Genomic DNA, 21911 nt, shown 5'->3' on the forward strand with positions numbered 1-21911 from the left:
TTCTTATTTCTGCTTATTTATTGTAAAATCAGGATAGTTAAATAAGAGATAGGAGTGGAAAAAATGGTGCAAATCAATGATATTTCCGAAATGATGGGCGAGCTGAACAAAGAAAGTTCGATCCAGGCCTTGGGCAGCAAAACGGGCGTTGATGCAAGCATTTTGCCGAAACTGGCTGTCGTTGCAATTCCCTTGATCCTTCGGGCATTAAGTAAAAATGCAGAGTCAAAAGCAGGAAAAGATTCCTTATCAAATGCATTGGAAAAACACAAAGGTCAGACCAAAGACGTATCCTCTATCGAAGATGTGGTCAAGAAAGCCGATACGGATGATGGCGATAAAATATTGGATCATGCCTTCGGTAACAAGGATAAGGTCGTGGATCAGATTGCTGCCCAAACAGGCATCAGTAAATCAGAGGTTGCCAAGGTTTTGGCTTCCATGGCGCCGATGATTTTGGGCATGCTGGCGGACAAAAAGGCTGCTGACGGATTGGATTCCGACGGTGTGGCCAAACAGACCGACATCTTCTCCAAACAAGCTGAAGAAGTAGCCACGAAAAATTTCGACATCACCGATCTCTTCCCTAAGCAATCCGGAACGACGACGCCAGCTGCAACGGGTGGATTGGGCGGCATTCTGGGGAGCATTTTGGGGAATCTGTTCTGATCCAAAACCGATTAAGCGCTAGCGAAGTGGAACAAGACTTTTTTGTTCTGCTTTTTTGTATTTTTTGATATACTGGAGCAATGAAAAGAGAGGGGTCTGATACTAATATGGACAATAAAGAGGAACAATTGAAGCGTTTGACGCCTTTACAATATGAAGTGACACAGAACGAAGCTACGGAAAGACCTTTTTCCGGCGAGTACGATGATTTTTATGAAAAAGGCATCTATGTTGATGTCGTGAGCGGAGAGCCGTTGTTCAGTTCTGCCGACAAGTATGATGCCGGCTGCGGTTGGCCTTCTTTTGCAAAACCGATTTCCACTCTGAAGGAGCTGGAGGACCGCAAACTGATGCGCAAACGCACAGAAGTCCGCAGCCCTCAAGGCGACTCCCACCTGGGGCATGTTTTTGAGGACGGCCCTGCAGAGTTGGGCGGTCTGCGCTATTGCATCAATTCGGCAGCGATGCGCTTCGTTCCTTACGACCAATTGGACGCGGAAGGCTACTCTGAATACAAACAGTTATTCGAATAAGCAGCAAAGGAAAGTCCCATGGCTACCGGTCCTGGGATTTTTTGTTGCTTGCACCTGCCAAACGAATGTTCCCGCAAAGAAGATGACGCAACGGCTGTCATTTCCATTCCGTTTTATGTTATGATAGAAATTGAATGACAATCAGGAAATGAAGAGTAGGAGCCAAATGATGTACGAATATATAAAAGGTAAATTAGTCTATGTGGGGCCGCTTTATGTGGTGCTGGAGAACGGTGGCATCGGCTACCAATTGCAGGTGGCGAATCCTTTCCGGTTTTCCGGAAGCCTGAACCAGGAGCTGACGTTTTACATCTATCAGGCGGTCCGCGAGGATGCGATCACACTGTTCGGTTTCAAGGACTACACGGAAAAGCAGTTGTACTTGAAACTGATCAGCGTCTCCGGAATCGGACCGAAAAGCGGCTTGTCGATATTGGCGAGCGATGATCATCTGGGGCTGATCCAAGCGATCGAAACGGATAACGTAGGTTATTTGGTGAAATTCCCGGGTGTAGGCAAAAAGACAGCCTCGCAGATCATCTTGGACTTGAAAGGCAAACTCGGCGAATTGCTGCCCGATACGTATTGGATGGAAGAGCATCCGGCCCACGAAACTGCTGGCGCACAGTCCGCCGTGTTGACGGAAGCATTGGAGGCTTTGACCGGGTTGGGATATTCGGACCGTGAAGTGAAGAAAATCTTGCCGACATTAGAAAAAGAAAACTATTCCAGCACAGAAGAAGTGCTTCGTACGGCGTTCAAGCTACTTTTAAAAGGGTGATATAGATGACAGCTGAAAACAGAATCATTTCCGGAAATACGGAAGACCTAACAGAAGATTTGATTGAAAAAACATTGCGGCCACAAATGATGGCGCAATATATCGGCCAAGACAAAGTGAAAAATGAACTGAAAGTGTACATCCAAGCCGCGAAAGCGCGCAGTGAAGCCTTGGATCATGTGTTGTTATACGGGCCGCCCGGGTTGGGGAAAACGACGCTGGCGATGGTCATCGCCAACGAATTGGATGTCCGCATCCACAGCACGAGTGGACCCGCAATCGAGCGGCCAGGCGATCTGATGGTATTGCTCAATGAACTGGAAGCGGGGGATGTCCTCTTTATTGATGAAATCCATCGCTTGCCGCGGATTGTGGAAGAAGTGCTGTACTCTGCAATGGAGGATTATTATGTGGACATCATCATCGGGCAAGGGCCGACAGCCCATCCCGTCCACTTTACGCTGCCGCCGTTCACGCTGGTCGGTGCCACGACCAAAGCCGGCAGTCTGTCGGCCCCCTTGCGTGACCGGTTCGGGATCGTTTCGCGGATGGAATATTACAGCCTTGAAGATCTCAGGCAGATCGTCCATCGTTCTTCGGATGTTTTGTCAACGAAAATTGATGAGTCAGGCGCTGTCGAAATCGCCTTGAGATCCAGAGGCACCCCGCGTGTTGCCAACAGGCTGCTCCGGCGTGTGCGCGATTTTGCCCAAGTCTATCGCGATGGCCTGATCACGAAGGAAATCTCCGACAAAGCTTTGTCCATTTTGAGCGTGGACAACAAAGGGCTTGATGATTTGGATCGGCAAATATTGACGACGATGATCCGATTCTATAACGGCGGCCCCGTCGGTCTTTCGACGATTGCCGCCAACATCGGCGAAGAAATGGAGACGATAGAGGACATGTACGAACCCTATCTGCTCCAATTGGGCTTCCTGCAGCGCACCCCGCGCGGCAGGGTAGCGACCCCTATGGCATATGACCATTTGGGGATCACGTATGATACAGAAAAATAAGTGAGGTATTTTATCAATGAGGACAAGTGATTTTGATTTTTATTTGCCGGAAGAGCTGATTGCACAGACACCGCTGCTGGACCGTTCGTCATCGCGGCTTCTTGCCCTGGACTCCAAGACTGGAGAAATCACGGACAAACATTTCACCGACATGGTGGAGGAACTTCAGGAAGGTGACGCGCTGGTACTGAACAATACACGTGTACTTCCTGCGCGACTGCATGGTGTTAAACCGGATACCGGCGGGCATATCGAAGTCCTGCTTTTGAACAATATCCAAGGGGATGAGTGGGAGACGCTCGTCAAACCAGGCAAACGAGTCAAAGTCGGGACAGTCATCTCTTTCGGGGATGGACGCTTGACTGCGGAAGTGACGCAATCGTTGGATCACGGTGGCCGCATTTTGAATTTCAAATATGACGGCGTATTTTTGGAAATACTGGAATCGCTGGGCGAAATGCCGTTGCCGCCATACATCAAAGAGACGCTGGACGATCAGGAACGTTATCAGACCGTTTACGCCAAAGAAGTCGGTTCCGCAGCTGCCCCGACAGCAGGGCTCCATTTTACGGCTGAACTGCTTGAGGAAGTGGCCAATAAGGGGGTCAAAATCGTATATCTGACCTTGCATGTGGGCTTGGGGACTTTCCGTCCGGTATCGGTCGATGACATCGCCAGCCACGAAATGCATTCGGAATTCTACCAAGTGACTGACGAGGCAGCGCAAACGCTGAATGAGGTCCGTTCCAACGGAGGCAAAATAGTCGCTGTGGGCACGACCTCCGTGCGGACACTGGAAACGATCGGCACGAAATTTGATGGGGAAATCAAAGCGGACAGCGGATGGACCAAAATTTTCATTTCGCCCGGCTATTCATTCAAGGTTGTCCAAGGTATCATCACCAATTTCCATCTGCCGAAATCGACCTTGGTCATGCTGGTCAGCGCTTTTGCTGGCAGAGACAACGTCCTGTCCGCCTACGAGCACGCAGTCAAAGAAAAGTACCGATTCTTCAGCTTCGGCGATGCCATGTTCATCAAATAGAAAAAAACCTTCAGGAAATTGATCCCTGAAGGTTTTTTCGATTCTGAAGCCGTCTTTGGAACGAACTGTCGGTTATTTATGGGAGACCGTCTTCGGCATCAACGCAGAAACAAGGACTACGATCAGCGCGGTAAAGATACCCGTCATGGTTGCGATCATAAAGTCATAACTGCCGCCGGATAAGGCGCTGCCCAGATATACAGATACTTGCCCTAAGATAAATCCCCAAAAAATGATTGCGATATATTTCATGTCGTTTACACCTCTTCTCGAAATTCATTTTATCACTTTTTTTGAAGATGACAAGCATTACTTGTCCAACGACTTTTTCGCTTCTTGGATTAGGACGGGTACGCTATAATGATAGTATTGATTAGAAAAAGGAGGCTACAGACATGTCTTTTGTGCATTTGCAGGTCATCAGTGCCTATTCTCTTTTGCAAACGACTACCCGAATAGAGGATTTGGTCCGCAGCGCCAAGACAAAAGGCTATCAGGCCATCGCATTGACGGACCAAAATGTCCTTTATGGTCAAGTCGACTTCTTCAAAATTTGCAAAAAGTATGCTATCCAACCCATTCTGGGAATCCAATTGGATTTGCCCGGAATCATCAGTAAAGATCGCACCTTTCCTTTGGTCTTGTTGGCGAAGGATTTTGAGGGCTACAAAAAGTTGATGGCTTTGTCGACGGTCAGGAATCAGGATGTTCCGGACAAGGAATTACTTTCCCTTTTGGAGGATGATTCAAGCCGCATCATCGCGATCACACCCGGAGAAAAGGGTGAAATCGAAAGTTTTTTGAACGGAAATGATCAGGAAAACGCCAAAGCAGCCAGTTTGGCATGGAAAAAAATCTTCACCCACGGCAATTTTTATTTAGGTGTTCAGCTTCACGAGAAAATGAAACCGATCATTCCGAGACTGATGCTTTTATCGCAGGAGACAAACATTCCGACTACAGCTATGCATGACGTCAGATATCTGGAGCCGAGCGACAATTTCAGTTGCCGGGTACTGAAGGCGATCGAAGCGAACGAAAAAGTGGACCTACAATCGGAAGCTTTGGATGGCACGTATTACTTGCCGTCCTGCGGAGAAGTCGAAAGAAAATTCCGGGAAGCCGATTTGGTTGAATCAGCAGAAACGACCCAGAAAATTGCGGACGAAATCGAAATCGATTTGCCGCTGCATCAGTCGCTGTTGCCGCGCTATCCGCTGCCTGCCGGGACGACACCCCAGGCATACCTCAGGAGGCTCTGCGAAGAAGGGCTGCGTCAGCGGGTCACCGCTCCTGAAGCAGAGTATGAAAAACGCTTGGCGTACGAATTGGAAGTCATCCATGAAATGGGCTTCGATGATTACTTCCTTATCGTTTGGGATGTGATGGCGTACGCCAGAAAAGCGAAAATCATGCCTGGAGCCGGCCGGGGATCTGCCGCTGGTTCACTCGTGTCATACGTCCTGCGCATCACCCATGTCGATCCCATCAGATACAATCTTTTGTTTGAGCGTTTTTTGAACAAGGAACGCTACAACCTGCCTGATATTGATCTGGATTTCCCGGATAACCGAAGGGACGACATTCTGCATTATGTCAGGAACAAATACGGCTCAGACCATGTCGCCCAGATAGCCACATTTGGGACGCTGGCCGCCAAAATGTCTTTGCGGGATACTGCCAGAGTATTCGGCCTTACTGTAGCGGAGGCGCAGGCCTGGTCGAATGCGATTCCGAATCAATTAGGCATCAGTCTGGCAGAGGCAAAGCAGAAATCGAAAGAATTACAGAAACTGATCAGTACGAACGATGTGAATCGTCTTTTGTATGAGACTGCCGAAAAAATCGAAGGCGTCCCCCGGCATGTTTCCACTCATGCGGCGGGCGTCGTCATCAGCGACAATCCATTAAGGGACATTGTGCCGTTGCAGAAGAAAAACAGCGATCTGTATCTGACGCAGTACACGATGGGGAACATCGAAGAAATCGGCCTGCTCAAAATGGACTTCCTGGGGCTGAAAAATCTAACGATACTGAACGATGCGGTGCAGTTGGCCAGCGATGACCACAAAGAGAGCATCAACATTTGGGAAATACCGATGGATGATGATCGGACGCTCGATATATTCCGAAGAGCGGATACGAATGGGGTGTTCCAGTTTGAATCCCCTGGCATAAAAAATGTTTTGCGCAAGCTCGGACCGGAATCGATCGAAGATATTGCCGCCGTCAACGCGCTTTACCGACCGGGTCCGATGGAACAGATCGACCTCTTCATTTCGCGGAAAAAAGGGTTGGCCGAAATCGATTATCTCCATCCCGATCTGAAATCGATCCTTGAGGTAACATACGGGGTAATGGTCTATCAGGAACAGGTCATGCAGGTGGCTTCCCGGATGGCTGGCTTCAGCCTGGGGGAAGCAGATATCCTCAGAAGAGCGATAGGCAAAAAACAAAAATCGGCCATCGATGAAGAAAGAAAACACTTTATTGAAGGCTCGCTGCAACAAGGCTATTCCGATCAGACGGCCGAGCAAGTCTATGATTACATCGAGCGTTTCGCAAATTACGGTTTCAACCGTTCGCATTCGGTAGCCTATTCTTTCATAGCCTACCAACTTGCCTACATGAAGGCGCACTTTCCGGAAGCATTTTTCGCCGCTTTGCTGAATTCTGTCAACCAGCACTCGGATAAAATGAGGGAGTATTTCATCGAACTGAAAAGGCGCAATATCAGCATTTCCTATCCGGACATCAACACAAGCAACTGGAAGTTCGCGCTGCGGCAGCAAACGATCCAATTCGGCTTGGGCGGGATCAAAGGTCTCAGACGCGATTTCATCCAGGAAATCATCAAAGAACGTCAAGGCCATGGGCACTACAAGGATTTTGTTCAATTTTTGAGAAGGATCCATCCGAAGTGGCTGAAGAACGAAAATATAGCCCCACTCATCTATAGCGGGGCGTTCGACAGTTTCGGACATTCGCGCGCGACGCTGTTGGAGTCGCTGCCGGGTATGCTGAACAGCATCGATTATAGTGGAAACAACGTCGATCTCTTTTCGATACTGGAACCGAAATATGTCGAAACGGAAGAACTTCCCTTGTTGGAATTGCTGGATTTGGAGGAAGCGGCACTGGGCCATTCTTTGAAAGGTCATCCGATCGACCAATTCGGCAAATTATACAATAACGGTGCAGTTGTGTACGTCTCAGAGCTGGCATACGACAAAAAAATGCGCACGATGGGATTGATCAAAGACATCCGAAGAATCCAGACAAAGAAGGGCGACCCGATGGCATTCGCAAACATGACAGACAGTACCGGCGAAATCAGCGTCACGATTTTCCCAGAGTACTATATCCGGTTCATGAAACTACTGAAAGCAAACCAGTTGCTTGTCGTCGAAGGCAAGCTGGAGCGATCGAAACAAGCCGACAAAACGAATTTTTTGGTCACGCACATCTGGGATGCCGAAGTCTATCAGGAAATGATGGGTCAAAAAAAGGAGAATATATTCATCCGTTTGACGGCGAAAAACAACACGCCTGAATTGTTCGCGAAAATGTATCGGATACTGAACAAACAAGCGGGGGACCATCCTGTCATCCTTTACAACGAAGCCACAAAACAAACGATGCGCTTAACAGCTGAAAACTGGGTCGCCATTTCGCCGGAACTGCTTGAAGCACTGCAAACTATTTTTGGAAATGGAAATGTTGCCGTCAAATGAAAGCTAAAAGTTGATATCCGGATACTGTTTTCATAAAAGTGAAAGCTGCCTAGACTTGTTCAGCCGTTTGGTTTGGGCCTGCCCGCAAAAATTCCCCCAGAGCAGGCAGTAGTAATAACAATTTGTCCGAATGTGGCGATATTCCGGACAAGAAGCCATTATTTTTGATTGTTTCTTTTTTAACAATCAAAAAAACGTGAAATTAAAAGACATTTTCATAAAAAGATGATAAGATAGTGAAGGACAAATTCAAAAAATATTTAACACATGATTTTTTTTGGAAATTGAGAGTTTTTAACTTTATTGATGAGGTGAAGTCTAATGAAACGTATTGCAGTATTAACTAGTGGTGGAGATGCACCAGGAATGAATGCAGCCATTCGCGCCGTTGTGCGCAAAGGCATTTATGACGGTTTAGAAGTATATGGCATCAATTATGGCTATGCAGGAATGGTAGCTGGAGATTTCCGTCGTCTGACGATTGATGATGTTGGAGACACAATCAGCCGTGGGGGCACAATTTTATATTCTGCCCGTTATCCGGAGTTCGCAAAACTTGAAGGACAGCTTAAAGGGATCGAGCAGTTGAAGAAATTCGGCATCGATGGCCTGATCGTAATCGGGGGAGATGGATCCTACCGTGGAGGAGCAGCGCTTACTAAATTAGGTTTCCCGACAGTAGGTATTCCAGGAACAATCGATAATGATATTCCAGGAACAGATTATACGCTTGGCTTTGATACTGCGATCAATACAGTATTGGAATCTGTGGACAAAATCAGAGATACGGCAACAAGCCATATCCGTACATTCGTTGTTGAAGTAATGGGCAGAAATGCCGGCGACATCGCTTTATGGACTGGTATCGGCAGTGGCGCAGAATCAATCGTCATTCCCGAAAAAGAATTTACAATGGAAGAAGTAGTTGCTGAAATCCAGGAAGGCAGAGCGCGCGGCAAAAAACATACGATCATCATGTTAGCTGAGGGTGTAATGTCAGGGAATGAATTCGCAGAGAAACTTTCCAAATTCGATGAATTCCACACACGTGTCACTGTTCTGGGCCACGTGCAACGCGGCGGATCTCCATCAGCGAAGGACCGCGTATTGGGAAGCCTCTTCGGTTACAATGCCGTTAAAATGTTGGAAGAAGGCAAAGGCGGAATCTGTGTAGGCGTCAAGGGCGATGAAGTTGTTTTCAACGACATCATCGACACACTTGAAAACCAAAAACACTTGCCGTTATTGTCGCTTTACCAAATCAACAAAGAAATTTCCTTCTAACGAAAAGTTGAATTATGTTTTACAAAATATAAAATGAGGTGCTTATTTTCTATGAAAAAGACAAAAATTGTATGTACTATCGGGCCTGCCAGTGAATCTGTAGAAACACTCGTTAAATTGATGAATGCCGGTATGAACGTTGCCCGCTTGAACTTCTCACACGGAGACTTTGAAGAGCATGGCGCTCGTATCGTCAACATCCGCGAAGCATCAAAAATCACAGGCAAAATGTGCGCAATCCTTTTGGATACAAAAGGTCCTGAAATCCGTACAAACAACATGAAGGACGGCATTGTGTCGTTGATCACCGGCGAAACAGTAAGAATCTCTATGACAGAAGTTGAGGGTACGAAGGATAAATTCTCTATCACTTATCCAGAATTGATCAACGATGTTGTTGTCGGAAACCACATCCTATTGGATGACGGCTTGATTGACCTTGAAGTGACTGAACTTGACAGAGAGAACAATGAAATTGTTACTTTGATCAAAAACTCAGGCATTTTGAAAAACAAAAAAGGCGTCAACCTACCTGGTATCAAAACAAACTTCCCTGGTCTTACACAAAAAGATGCTGACGATATCATCTTCGGTATCGAAAATGACGTCGATTTCATCGCAGCAAGCTTCGTGCGTCGCGCAAGTGATGTATTGGCTATCACTGAAATTTTGGAAAAACATAACGCAACCCACATCCAAATCATCCCTAAAATCGAGAATCAAGAAGGTCTTGATAACATCGACGAAATCTTGCAAGTTTCTCAAGGTTTGATGGTTGCCCGTGGTGACTTAGGAGTAGAAATCCCTACTGAAGAAGTTCCTATCGCACAAAAAATGTTGATCAAAAAATGTAATGCTTTAGGCAAACCAGTCATTACAGCAACTCAAATGTTGGATTCTATGCAACGCAACCCACGTCCTACACGTGCAGAAGCTGGTGACGTAGCCAACGCTATCTTTGACGGAACTGATGCAGTTATGCTATCCGGAGAAACAGCTGCCGGAGATTACCCGGTTGAAGCTGTTACGACAATGGCTACTATCGCTATCCGTACGGAAGAAGCGATCGTTGGACAAGATGCATTCGCTTTGAAAGCATACAGCAAAACAGATATGGCTGAAGCAATCGGTCAATCGGTTGGACATACTGCACGCAACCTTAACATTCAAACAATCGTTGCTGCTACTGAGTCTGGACATACAGCGCGCATGATCTCTAAATACCGTCCGAAAGCACACATCGTTGCAGTCACATTCTCGGAACGTCAAAGACGTGGATTGGCCCTTTCATGGGGTGTGTATCCGTTCGTTACCGAAAAACCAAATTCAACTGATGAAATGATGGAATTGGCTACAAAAGTTGCCAAAGAAGAAAACTTCGCTAAAGAAGGCGACTTGATCATCATCACTGCCGGCGTACCAGTTGGCGAACGCGGCACTACCAACTTGATGAAGATCCAATTGATCGGAACAAAATTGACTTCCGGACAGGGTATCGGCGACAAATCTGTCATCGGTAAAGCTGTAGTGGCTCTTTCAGCTGAAGAAGCAATCGCTAAAGTGACTGAGGACTGCATCCTAGTGTTGAAGAACTCTGATAAAGACTATACGCCTGCATTTGAAAAAGCTGCAGCAGTAATCGTTGAAGCTGGCGGCTTGACAAGTCATGCTGCTGTTGTCGGTATCGCAAGCGGCATTCCTGTAATCGTAGGAGCAGCAAATGCGACTACATTAGTTCAAGACAACGAATTGATCACAATCGATTCTCGTCGCGGCATCATCTACCGCGGTGCAACAACTACCATCTAAGCTTAACTAAATTAGAGAGCATCTGTGGGTCTGGGACGAGAGTCTCGGACCCATTTGCTTTCCTTTTGCACTATCTGCCAGCTGATTCCAAAGGCTGGTGGCATAAATATCACAAATATGACAAGCTCATAACAACGACGCTTTGGAAATCATTTTGTGATATGATAAAATGGAAGAAATACAGCGACGGAAAGACCGTCTGGAGGAAAATTATGAGTAAAGTACTAGGTACAATCATTACAGGTGTGATCGTGGATGAGAACGAGAAAAGTGTCTTCGTTCAGAAAGACGGCATCACTTACAGATTGGATAAAGAAGAGTCAGAAACGACATTGCAATTAGGTGACACTGTCAAAGGATTTGTCTACGAAGGAATGAATAAGCAACTGCGTATGACCCTAAAGGAACCGGTTAGCCAAGTAGGACAGTATGGTTGGGGAACAGTTGTAGCTGTCCGGAAAGATTTGGGCGTATTTGTGGACATTGGTCTAGATGACAAAGAAATTGTAGTTTCTTTGGATAATTTGCCCGATATCAAATCGTTATGGCCGAAAAAGGGAGACCGACTTCTGATCGCTCTCGAGCAAGACAGCAAAGATCGTCTGTGGGGCATCATCGCCGACGAACCGGTATTCCGTTCCATTTCCCGTACCCCGGGTGAGGAATTGAAAAACAAGGACATTACCGGAACCGTCTTCCGTTTGAAATTAGTGGGAACGTTCATTTTGACGGATGATGATTATATCGGATTCATTCACCCATCTGAGCGGGAGATTGAACCGCGCTTGGGCGAAGTCGTCAGCGGGCGAGTCGTCGGCATCAGTCAACACGGCATGCTGAATCTATCCCTGAAACCACGTGCGCATGAAGCTATCAGTGAAGATGCAGCCATGATTTTGGTATTGTTGGAGCAGAGTCCTACGCACAGTTTGCCTTATTGGGACAAGAGTGATCCGGAAGCAATCAAAGAATACTTCGGCATCAGCAAAGCGCAGTTCAAAAGAGCATTGGGCCATTTGCTGAAAGCCAGACTGATCATCCAAGAAGATGGACACACAAAATTAATCAAAAAGGATTAGGTCTTCAGCCTGTCCTCAAAGGAGCCGACAGCAGTGACGGAATTGTCATTAAACACCATCAAAAAACAATTGCAAGAGGCAGGATTCAAGCTCACTCCACAACGGGAAGCGACTGTCAGCGTGCTGCTGGAAAAGGAAAAAGAGCATCTCAGCGCGGAGGAAATTTTCCTGCTGTTGCGGCTTAAACATCCTGATATCGGCCTTGCGACGGTCTATCGTACATTGGAAATCTTGACCGAATTGAACATCACGTACAAAGTAGTCTTTGAAGATGGCTTATCCCGCTACGATTTAAGAAGAACCAGCAATGAGCATTTCCATCATCATCTTTTGTGCATCGAATGCGGCAACATCGAGGAAATACACGAAGATTTATTGGGTGATGTTGAAAAAGATGTCGAATCCCGCTATCAATTCGTGGTAAAAGACCATCGCTTAACTTTTCATGGCATCTGCCGCGAATGCCAACAAAAACTGAGGAATAAATAGCCTCAAAAGGATGAAATGGGTTGCCGACATGGAAGAAGAAATCAATGAATATGGGCGTTATTTGAGGATCGAGAGAGGGCTGTCGGATAACACAATCATCAGTTATCTGCGAGACCTCAGAAAATACAGTCAATTTCTGGAAAAGAATGCTATTCATGCATTCGGGGATGCGACCAAACCGGACGTGCTTTTGTATCTTCAATTTTTGAATGAAGAAAAATTAGCGACAGCTTCAATCGGAAGGATGATCACCAGTCTCCGGAGATTCCATCAATACTTGAAGCAAGAAGGTTTGATCGAAAACGATCCGATGGTCACCATTCAGTTGCCGAAAAAACAACAAAAGTTGCCAAAAGTGCTTTCGATGGCTGAAATCGAATGCTTGATGGCTGCACCGGATGTCAAAACTGTCTTGGGACTAAGGGATCGCGCCATATTGGAATTGTTGTATGCCACCGGTCTTCGCGTCAGTGAACTCATCCACATCACGATGAGCGAAATCCATCTGGATATCGGGTTCATCCAAACAATCGGTAAAGGTGATAAGGAAAGAATCGTGCCGTTGGGGGAGGAAGCCGCCTTCTGGATTTCGGAATACTTGTCGGACAGTCGGCCAGCTTTGGCGCATGGGAGGAAAGAAACGGCCTTCCTTTTCCTGAATTTCCATGGCAATGGGTTCACTCGCCAAGGGATCTGGAAAAATCTAAAGCAAACTGTGCGAGATGCCGGCATTCAAAAAAATGTATCGCCGCATATGTTGCGCCATTCCTTTGCAACGCATATTCTGGAAAATGGAGCAGATCTGCGGATTGTGCAGGAACTGTTGGGGCATGCTGATATATCCACAACTCAGATATATACGCACATCACAACAGAAAGAATGGCAGAAATCTATCAAAAGTATCATCCTCGTGCTTGAAACGTAATGGGTCAAGTCCGCTGAGGATAAGGGAGGAACAGGATCATGAAATTTAATCGCATCCATCTGATTGTGATGGATTCAGTCGGTATAGGCGAAGCAGCTGATGCAGACAAGTTCGGCGATGTTGGTTCGGATACACTTGGGCATATCGCTGAAGTTGCTGGGTTGAAAATTCCTAATCTGGAAAAGTTGGGTCTGGGCAACATCCGCGAACTGAGAGGCGTCAAGCCAGACAGCGCGTCCAACGGTTATTACACCAAACTTGAGGAGCAGTCCGTCGGTAAAGATACGATGACAGGCCATTGGGAAATCATGGGGCTGAATATCCAGTCACCATTCCGCGTTTTTCCTGAAGGTTTCCCGCAGAATTTGATCGAAAAAATCGAAAATCATACCGGCCGCAAAATTGTCGGAAACAAGCCGGCAAGCGGGACCGAAATCCTGGATGAGTTCGGTGAGCACCAAATGAAAACCGGTGATCTGATTGTCTACACATCGGCGGATCCGGTGCTGCAGATTGCTGCGCACGAAGAGATTATTCCGCTTGAAGAATTGTACGCAATCTGCGAATATGTAAGGGAAATCACTTTGAAGGATCCTTACATGATCGGACGGATCATTGCCAGACCGTATCTAGGTACTCCGGGCCATTTTACCCGCACAAGCAATCGGCACGATTATGCTTTGGATCCATTCGGGCAAACAACGTTGGATTACCTGAAGGACGCCGGCTACGATGTCATCGCAATCGGCAAGATCAATGACATCTACAATGGCCAGGGCATAACGGAATATGTGCGCACGAAGAGCAATATGGATGGTGTCGACCAGTTGTTGACTGTCATGGAAAAAGATTTTCGGGGTTTAAGTTTCTTGAACTTAGTCGATTTCGACGCTCTGTTCGGTCACCGCCGGGATGTGAAAGGGTATGCTGAGGCAATCGAAGACTTTGATGCGCGCATTCCTGAAATATTGGCTGCTTTAGCGGAGGATGATTTGTTGTTGATTACTGCAGATCACGGGAATGACCCAACTTTCCCGGGGACAGATCATACGCGCGAGTATGTGCCATTATTGGCCTATTCGAAAAAAATGGTAGGCCGCGGTAAGTTGGATCAAGGTAAGTTTGCGGATATCGGCGCAACCGTATCCGATAATTTTCGGGTGGCCGCTACTCAAAACGGTCGCAGCTTTTTGGATGAATTGGACTAGTGAGGTGTGGGAATATGACAAATGATCAAAATAATGTGCGGATAGCTGCCGAATATTTGGAAGAAAAAGGTTTATTGGAACCTGAATTTGGATTGATTTTGGGTTCAGGCTTGGGCGAATTGGCTGATGAGATAACGGACGCGATTGCGATTCCGTATGAGGAAATTCCTTACTTCCCTGTATCGACGGTTGAAGGTCACAAAGGCCAACTCGTTTACGGGAACCTGAGTGGAAAAAAAGTCATCGCCATGCAAGGCCGCTTTCATTTCTATGAGGGCTACGGGCTTGAAGCAGTTACTTTTCCGATCAGGGTAATGAAGCATCTTGGCATCCATTCCTTGGCGCTGACAAATGCGGCTGGAGGTATCAGTTATGCATTTACACCGGGGGATTTGATGCTGATTACGGATCACATCAATCTGACGGGCCAAAATCCATTGATCGGTCCGAATGATCCTGCGCAGGGGCCACGCTTTACGGATATGAGCCAAGCCTACGATGGCGAATACCAAGAGAAAATAAAACAAGTCGCCTCGGAGATGGGTTTGGATCTGAAGGAAGGCGTATATCTTGGACTGACAGGTCCCACTTATGAAACGCCAGCAGAAATCCGTATGTGCCGGGTGTTGGGTGCTGACGCTGTCGGCATGTCCACAGTGCCGGAAGCCATAGTAGCACGTCATGCGGGTTTGCGCATTTTCGGTGTTTCCTGTATAACTAATTTAGCTTCAGGAATGCAAGCAACCCTAAATCATGAAGAAGTCGTTGAAACGACAACTCGAGTCAAAGAAACATTCAAAGCCTTATTGAAGAATGTATTGGCTGCCCTGTAACAAACAGGTCATGAAAACAACTCTCTCGTACAACGTTGCTGCGAAGAGTCGCAGCCGTTCAAAATGGTTCATCCCAGAACGGCTGTCGGGGTAAATACAAAGTGAGAAGGAGATCGAAGTGTTCATTTCTTATAATCAATCATATGAAAAAATAGCTATGGGTCTGCTTTCTTATGTGACAGATCTAAAAAATGTAGCGAGGCTGAAACCGGAAATGGAAAGCTACATTGATAATGTCGATAGGAAACTATTCTTGTGGAAAGATGAAGAGACAGAGAATATCGTTGCTTTGATAGGTGTGCAAATACAGGAAGCAATGGTATTGGTTCGTCATATCGCTGTCTCTCCTTCGTTTCGGAAGGAAGGCATCGTGCATCGCTTGTTGGATGGCTTGCAGCAACATTATCCGACAAGCGCAATCAACGGGACTCTGGAAACCGCGCCGTTCATCGCCAAATGGAATCAGAAACAGCCGAACTCAAGCGATGGTGAAACGAGTGGATCATTGTGAGCGAACAAAATGAACTCACCCTCATATTGCCGGATTTTGAGGGGCCATTGGATCTTCTCTTGCATTTGATCAAAGAGCTGAAAGTCGATATTTTTGATATTCCGATTGCAGAAGTGACTTTTCAATATCTGCGTTATTTGGACACGATGCAGGAGATGAAATTGGATATCGCCGGTGATTATCTGCTGATGGCTGCGACGTTGTTGGAGATAAAAAGCCGCATGTTGCTTCCGAAAAAAGAGGTGACCTTCGAAGAAGAGTTTTATGAAGAGGGTGAGGATCCAAGAGAAAGCTTGATTCAGCAGTTGGTGGAATACAAGCAATTCCAGGAAGCTGCTAAGGCACTGAAAACCATGGAACAAGAACGCGGTTTGTATTTTACGAAACCGGCAACTGACCTGGAGGACCTCCAACAAGCGGTTCCACTTGCTCCAGGTGAAGTTTCTGCGGCGGATCTGATTGCAGCGCTTCAGAAAATGTACCAGAAACTTCAGAAGAAGAAGCCGCTTCAAGCCAGAATGGAACAGGACAAATATACGGTGGATCAGACGATGACTTGGATCATGGAGAAGTTGGAGAACCTGCCTTATGGTTCTGACCCGAGGCTTCCCTTTACGGACTTCTTTGAAGTGCAAACAAAATCGCAGATCGTGAATACATTTTTGGCGATGCTGGAATTGGTCAAAGAAAGAAAAATCAATTTTTCGCAAGAGACCACATACGGAGATATTTATATACTAAGCAATATGGGAGTTTTAACAAATGAATAAAAAAGGGGCACTGGAGAGTCTGCTGTTTGTGGCAGGAGATGATGGCTTGAGTATGGATGAAATCACCTCTTTATTGGAGACCACACCACTGGAAGCACAAAATTTGTTGACCGAAATGCGTGCGAGTCATAACGACAATATCCACTCTGGTTTGACGCTTATCGAAACCCGCAAAAGATACCAACTAGCCACAAAAAGAGAGTATGCAGAACTGATCAAAATGTACGCTGTGTCGCCATTCGCGACCCACTTATCACAAGCAGCCCTGGAGACGCTGGCGATCATCGCATACAAGCAACCCTTGACGCGGATGGAAATCGATCAGATCCGCGGCGTCCAGTCAGCTGGATTGGTCCAAAGGCTGTTGCTGAGAGGGTTGATAAAGGAAATTGGCCGTTCGGAAACACCCGGAAGACCGATCATTTACGGCACAACCGATTATTTCATGAATTACTTCGGATTGACCACAATCGATGATCTTCCGAATGTGGACGAATTATTCCAGATGCAGGATAATGAATCCTTCGATCTTTTTGATTTTCCTGCGGATGAAGATACAGATAATCAACTTGCTTTTTTTAAGACAGATTCCATCATATCGGAACAAGAATGACAGACAAAAACAAATAAGAATAATAGGTGAATAAATGGAAAGATTACAGAAAGTCATTGCACATGCAGGAATAGCTTCACGGCGGAAAGCCGAAGAACTGATCACTTCTGGTGCAGTCAGTGTTAACGGAAACAAGGTAACGGAATTAGGAGTAAAAGTTTCAAAAAATGATAGAGTGGAAGTGAACGGCTTGCCGATTTATCGCGAACAGCCGGTTTACTATTTGTTCTACAAACCAAAGAATACCCTTTCTTCTGTGAAAGATGATAAAGATCGGACTGTCGTCACTGATTTCTTCAACGTAAAAGAGCGAATTTATCCGATCGGCAGATTAGACTATGATACGACTGGGCTGCTCCTTTTGACAAATGATGGTGAATTTGCGAATCTGTTGACCCATCCGAAATACCACATCGACAAAACCTATGTTGCGAAGGTTGGTTGCATCCCTACGCGCTCTGATCTGAACAAATTGGAAAACGGAATCGTGATTGACGGCAAAAAAACTGCGAAAGCGCGAGCTAAGTTGATTTCTGCCAATTCCCAAAAAAATACAGCAATCATTGAGTTGACCATCCATGAAGGTTGGAACCATCAAGTCAAAAAAATGTTCGAAAAAATTGATTGTCCCGTCGAAAAACTGAAAAGAGAATCGTTTGGGTTCCTTACGCTCGGTGATCTAAAGCCAGGGCAACACCGAGAGCTGAAGGCGTTTGAAATCGACAAGCTGAAAAACATGGCTCTTGCGAACGAAAAAGCATCAACAAGGTAGATTTCTTATCGAATCAGAGAGGATGATCACGATGACAAATTCCAGCGGGAAAATATTGATTGTGGATGACGAAGAGCGTATCCGAAGATTATTGAAACTCTATCTGGAAAAGGATGGTTATGAAACAGCCGAGGCAGAGGATGGAACAACAGCTGTGGAAATGATTTTGAACAACCACTATGATTTGGTGTTGTTGGATATCATGCTTCCTGGAATGACTGGCATTGAAGTAGCCAAAATTGTCCGCAAGGAAAAAGAAATACCGATCATGATGATCACTGCCCGAGGCGAAGAGAACAATCGCGTAGAGGGATTTTTGTCAGGAGCGGACGACTACATCGTGAAGCCTTTCAGTCCAAGGGAAGTCATGTTGCGGGTCGCAGCCATCCTGAAGCGGACAAAGCCGTCAGAAACGGAATCGAGCACAATCGAATATCCGATGCTGAAGATTTTTCCGGATGCCAGGAAAGTGCTGGTTGACGAGGTGGCCATTAATTTGACGCCTAAGGAATTTGAATTGCTTCTTTATCTTTCGAAGTCCCCCGAGAAAATCTTTACGAGGGAAGTTCTTTTAAAAGAAGTCTGGAAATACGAATTTTTCGGCGACTTGCGCACAGTCGACACGCACGTCAAGCGGTTGCGCGAAAAATTGTTGAAGCAATCGAAACCAGTTTCAAAAATGATAGTGACCGTTTGGGGGATGGGTTATAAATTTTCCCCGAATGATGACCAAGCAGCAGACGACAAACAATGAAAAGGACGAGCATATTCCTCAAATCATGGGTCCTATTGACTTTTTTAACTGTAGCTATCATGACTTTGATGTATATCGGCCATGCAATCATCAGTGTGAACTCAATCGAAGATACTTATAATAAACTGCTGCAGGAGAAAATCACTGCGTATAAGGATACGATTATGACCGATCCCGAAGATTATCTCGCCCAAGCTGGGGTTGTGCAATCGCTGGATCCTGAATTGTCCTATTACATCAAAATAGCGGATCAGAGCCGTTTCGTCGTACAAAAACCGGATCTTCAAGGGCAGTCGGAACTGATTCTTGAGAACATTCTGGCGAATGATGAAATTCTGGATGCAATCGATGGTAAAGTAGATGATTTCAGCAGAATCACGATAGAGGACGAGGAAAATAATCCTTTGCTTTTGATGGTTTTTGTTCATACTTTTGAATTGCAGGGACAAGCCGGAATGCTCGTCATCAGTTATGAGCTGGACGAATTTCAGGCTTATGAACTGAACGCCAAAAGCATTACCTTGTTGTTGCTGACAGTCTATCTGATGGGGACGATCATTTATTATCAGTACCTGATAAGGAATGTTGCCGAACCGTTGGAGGTTATGACGGATATCGCCTTCAAATACTCCCGGAATGATTTTTCCAAGCGGATTACGTTCGAATCCTATGATGAGATTTCCGGATTGGGTACAGCCATGAACAAGCTGGGGAAGACCCTCCAAGCCACGACGCTGATGAACAGAGAAGAGCGGGAACTGTTGAATCACCTGTTTGATTCTTTGCCGGCAGGAATCCTTTACTTTGACCAAAATTTTCATTTGAAATTAGTGAATGGACCTGGCCAAGAGTTTTTGGATTTTTGGCGAAGGGTGGATCCGAATGCAGAAGCTAATGCAATACCGCACCAGTTCAAGGAAATGGTCCAACACGCCTTCAATAAAACATCCGGATCGGAAGCGGATCTCAGTTGGTCCCAGCGGCATTATAACGTTAAAGTGACACCGGTCATCCAAACAGATCTGCAAAAAACTGCCGGGGTTCTGATTGTGTTGCAGGATGTGACGAACGAAAGGCAATTGGATATTATCCGCGGTGATTTCATCACGAATGTATCCCATGACTTGCGGACGCCGTTGCAGATGATAAAAGGGTACAGCGAAGCCATTATCGATAATATCGCTGAAAGCAATGACGAGAAAATCGAAATGGCCCAAATCATTTTGGATGAAACGACCGAGATGAACAAAATGGTGAACAACCTTCTCGATCTGTCGCGCATGCAAGCGGGTTATTTAGAATTGAACCGGCAAAATGTCGATCTCAATGCCTTCTTCAAACATTTGACTGGCAGGTTCGAAAACAGTTTTAAAGAAGCGGCCATCCAGTTTTCTTATGAGCTGGCGGATGGCATCAAAGTCTATCCTTTTGACGAAGAGAAAATGAATCAGGTGTTTTACAATCTGATCGACAATGCGGTACGTTATTCAGCCGAAATCGGTACGCGCAGGCAAAAATTCATCCATATCACTGTCCGGTTGGATGATATGTTGGATAAAGTTGTCTTTGAAATCAGCGATAACGGGATCGGTATCCAGGCTGAAAGTTTACCGTTCATTTTCGAGCGTTTTTACAAAAATGATAAATCGCGGACATACTCGAAACAAAAGGGAACCGGCATCGGGCTTTCGATTGTGAAGACCATTGTGGAAGCACATGACGGGGGAATAGAGGTCCATAGCGAACCGGGTGTAGGGACGACTTTCTTGGTCCGTTTTCCATTTCACGCAAGTTGAGAAAAGCGATCGGAAGATAGTCTGAAAATAATTATCTCGAAACTGTGATATTATCCTTGACAATCGTGTGTGCATCGCTTATAGTTTGTGTATAACAAAATATAAATAAGATTCGTCTTCAGGGCAGGGTGAAATTCCCGACCGGTGGTAAAAGTCCACGACCTCGCAATGGTTCATTGCGGGCTGAACTGGTGTAATTCCAGTACCGACAGTATAGTCTGGATGGGAGAAGATGGGGTTTCTTTGAATTGCAATTTCAAAGGCTCTATTTTTATGTGTCCATTTGAGGATGATAAGAATAGGGTCTTTTTGTATTTGGAGAAACCCATCTCTGAGACAGTCAACAGGGAGGATTCATTAACATGCAACAAAACAAAACAAAAAGATTAGTCGGTATTTCACTATTTGGGGCATTGGCATTTGTGCTGATGTTCATCGCTTTCCCGGTAATTCCAGCATTTTCGTATCTGAAGATCGACTTCAGCGATTTACCGATTCTGCTTTCATTTTTCCTATACGGGCCAGCCGGAGGGATCATCTCTGCTGTCATCCGCTCCGTTTTGCACTACCTTCAAACAGGCGGGGATATGGGCTATCCAATCGGGGACTTCGCAAGTCTCTTGGCGACGCTTGCTTACACATTGCCTGTCTACTATCTATTGAAAAAAGCTAAAACAAAAGCAGCCGTTATCTTGGCGCTGTTGACGGGTACGTTGGTTTTGACGGTTGTCTTATCAGTGGCCAACTGGTTCATCATCACCCCGTTATACATGCACCTGTTGAATTTTGAAATGGGCCCTATCAAAGAATTGGTTTTGGCAGGCATATTGCCTTTCAATATCATCAAAGGACTTGTCGTTAGTGCAGTCATCCTCTTGGTGATGCCAAAGCTGAAACCTTGGCTGGCACATAACAAAGTTCCTTTTGCCCAGTAATCATTAGGGACTGACAATTTAATTGTTTAAAGAAAAAGAGGCTGCACCCGAATCAATGATGATTCCGGGTGCAGCCTCTTTTGCGTTGTCCTCTCCGTAAGGAAGTCTCGGAATCACTGTTCCGCAGGAGAAAACGGAGATTCTGAGCGCAAGATGGCGCCAGTGGGGCATTTTCGGTAGGCATCCAGAAACGCATCAAAACGTTCGGCGGGTATAGGTGCTTTGCCCGTATTCGCATCCATTTTGTTGAAAGCAATCCCTTCGGAAGTATAGTCGAAGAGATCCGGTGAAATTATTTGGCAAAGTCCACAAGCGATGCAGTTATCTTGGTTTACTTTGGTATAATACATA

The 21911-nt window shown here is 45.9% G+C and carries 22 protein-coding genes and 1 riboswitch; of the genes, 20 read left to right on the plus strand and 2 right to left on the minus strand.

What is annotated here, in order from left to right; translation table 11 throughout:
* The first annotated feature begins 63 nt into the window (after positions 1-63).
* The 5 genes from WBM30_RS09910 to queA all read left to right on the plus strand — a co-directional run bounded on the left by WBM30_RS09910 (position 64) and on the right by queA (position 4047).
* A complete protein-coding gene (locus WBM30_RS09910; RefSeq protein ID WP_424900567.1) occupies positions 64-669 on the plus strand; it encodes a DUF937 domain-containing protein in 606 nt (201 codons plus the stop codon).
* 107 nt (positions 670-776) lie between these two features.
* Positions 777-1202, plus strand: a complete 426-nt coding sequence (gene msrB / locus WBM30_RS09915; RefSeq protein WP_086628073.1) for a peptide-methionine (R)-S-oxide reductase MsrB — start codon at positions 777-779, stop codon at positions 1200-1202.
* A gap of 169 nt (positions 1203-1371) precedes the next feature.
* Entirely contained in the window at positions 1372-1983 is a 612-nt protein-coding gene (gene ruvA / locus WBM30_RS09920; protein ID WP_424900568.1) for a Holliday junction branch migration protein RuvA, read from the plus strand.
* Positions 1984-1988: 5 nt separating this feature from the next.
* Positions 1989-3002, plus strand: coding sequence for a Holliday junction branch migration DNA helicase RuvB (gene ruvB / locus WBM30_RS09925; protein WP_424900569.1), 1014 nt, complete (start codon positions 1989-1991; stop codon positions 3000-3002).
* A 16-nt stretch (positions 3003-3018) separates the two neighbouring features.
* Complete coding sequence (gene queA / locus WBM30_RS09930; RefSeq protein WP_424900570.1) at positions 3019-4047, plus strand: tRNA preQ1(34) S-adenosylmethionine ribosyltransferase-isomerase QueA; 1029 nt, start codon at positions 3019-3021, stop codon at positions 4045-4047.
* 72 nt (positions 4048-4119) lie between these two features.
* Here the strand turns inward: queA and WBM30_RS09935 are convergent, their stop codons facing one another.
* Entirely contained in the window at positions 4120-4299 is a 180-nt protein-coding gene (locus tag WBM30_RS09935; RefSeq protein WP_086985172.1) for a YjzD family protein, read from the minus strand.
* A 143-nt stretch (positions 4300-4442) separates the two neighbouring features.
* Here WBM30_RS09935 and dnaE point away from each other — a divergent pair, with 143 nt between their 5' ends.
* The 15 genes from dnaE to WBM30_RS10010 all read left to right on the plus strand — a co-directional run bounded on the left by dnaE (position 4443) and on the right by WBM30_RS10010 (position 21560).
* A complete protein-coding gene (dnaE, locus tag WBM30_RS09940; RefSeq protein WP_424900571.1) occupies positions 4443-7781 on the plus strand; it encodes a DNA polymerase III subunit alpha in 3339 nt (1112 codons plus the stop codon).
* Positions 7782-8102: 321 nt separating this feature from the next.
* Positions 8103-9065, plus strand: a complete 963-nt coding sequence (gene pfkA / locus WBM30_RS09945; RefSeq protein ID WP_424900572.1) for a 6-phosphofructokinase — start codon at positions 8103-8105, stop codon at positions 9063-9065.
* A gap of 51 nt (positions 9066-9116) precedes the next feature.
* Positions 9117-10874 carry a pyruvate kinase gene (pyk, locus tag WBM30_RS09950; protein ID WP_424900573.1) on the plus strand — a complete coding sequence of 586 codons (1758 nt, stop codon included), beginning with the start codon at positions 9117-9119 and terminating at the stop codon, positions 10872-10874.
* Positions 10875-11086: 212 nt separating this feature from the next.
* A complete protein-coding gene (locus tag WBM30_RS09955; protein ID WP_424900574.1) occupies positions 11087-11953 on the plus strand; it encodes a CvfB family protein in 867 nt (288 codons plus the stop codon).
* A gap of 33 nt (positions 11954-11986) precedes the next feature.
* A complete protein-coding gene (locus WBM30_RS09960) occupies positions 11987-12442 on the plus strand; it encodes a Fur family transcriptional regulator (RefSeq protein ID WP_424900575.1) in 456 nt (151 codons plus the stop codon).
* A 28-nt stretch (positions 12443-12470) separates the two neighbouring features.
* Positions 12471-13361, plus strand: coding sequence for a site-specific tyrosine recombinase XerD (xerD, locus tag WBM30_RS09965; RefSeq protein WP_424900576.1), 891 nt, complete (start codon positions 12471-12473; stop codon positions 13359-13361).
* A gap of 45 nt (positions 13362-13406) precedes the next feature.
* Positions 13407-14576: a phosphopentomutase gene (gene deoB, locus WBM30_RS09970; protein ID WP_424900577.1), complete on the plus strand. Its 1170-nt coding sequence runs from the start codon at positions 13407-13409 to the stop codon at positions 14574-14576.
* 14 nt (positions 14577-14590) lie between these two features.
* Complete coding sequence (locus WBM30_RS09975; RefSeq protein ID WP_086985156.1) at positions 14591-15409, plus strand: purine-nucleoside phosphorylase; 819 nt, start codon at positions 14591-14593, stop codon at positions 15407-15409.
* Between the two features lie 118 nt (positions 15410-15527).
* The gene (locus WBM30_RS09980) at positions 15528-15920 is read left to right on the plus strand and encodes a GNAT family N-acetyltransferase (protein ID WP_424900578.1); all 393 of its coding nucleotides are present in this window, start codon (positions 15528-15530) and stop codon (positions 15918-15920) included.
* Entirely contained in the window at positions 15917-16690 is a 774-nt protein-coding gene (locus WBM30_RS09985) for a segregation/condensation protein A (RefSeq protein ID WP_424900579.1), read from the plus strand. Before WBM30_RS09980 ends, WBM30_RS09985 begins: the two co-directional genes overlap by 4 nt.
* The gene (gene scpB, locus WBM30_RS09990) at positions 16683-17303 is read left to right on the plus strand and encodes an SMC-Scp complex subunit ScpB (RefSeq protein ID WP_424900580.1); all 621 of its coding nucleotides are present in this window, start codon (positions 16683-16685) and stop codon (positions 17301-17303) included. The genes WBM30_RS09985 and scpB overlap by 8 nt, the downstream gene beginning before the upstream one ends.
* 34 nt (positions 17304-17337) lie before the next feature.
* Entirely contained in the window at positions 17338-18075 is a 738-nt protein-coding gene (locus WBM30_RS09995) for a pseudouridine synthase (protein WP_424900581.1), read from the plus strand.
* A gap of 31 nt (positions 18076-18106) precedes the next feature.
* Positions 18107-18829 carry a response regulator transcription factor gene (locus WBM30_RS10000; RefSeq protein ID WP_086985140.1) on the plus strand — a complete coding sequence of 241 codons (723 nt, stop codon included), beginning with the start codon at positions 18107-18109 and terminating at the stop codon, positions 18827-18829.
* A complete protein-coding gene (locus WBM30_RS10005) occupies positions 18826-20625 on the plus strand; it encodes an ATP-binding protein (RefSeq protein ID WP_424900582.1) in 1800 nt (599 codons plus the stop codon). The genes WBM30_RS10000 and WBM30_RS10005 overlap by 4 nt, the downstream gene beginning before the upstream one ends.
* A gap of 110 nt (positions 20626-20735) precedes the next feature.
* Positions 20736-20863, plus strand: a riboswitch (FMN riboswitch).
* Between the two features lie 124 nt (positions 20864-20987).
* Positions 20988-21560, plus strand: coding sequence for an ECF transporter S component (locus WBM30_RS10010; RefSeq protein WP_424900583.1), 573 nt, complete (start codon positions 20988-20990; stop codon positions 21558-21560).
* 113 nt (positions 21561-21673) lie between these two features.
* Here WBM30_RS10010 and WBM30_RS10015 read toward each other — a convergent pair whose 3' ends face one another.
* Entirely contained in the window at positions 21674-21910 is a 237-nt protein-coding gene (locus WBM30_RS10015; RefSeq protein WP_424900584.1) for a ferredoxin, read from the minus strand.
* Position 21911 lies beyond the last annotated feature (1 nt).

This window comes from Trichococcus sp., assembly GCF_049684335.1.
Lineage (GTDB): Bacteria > Bacillota > Bacilli > Lactobacillales > Aerococcaceae > Trichococcus.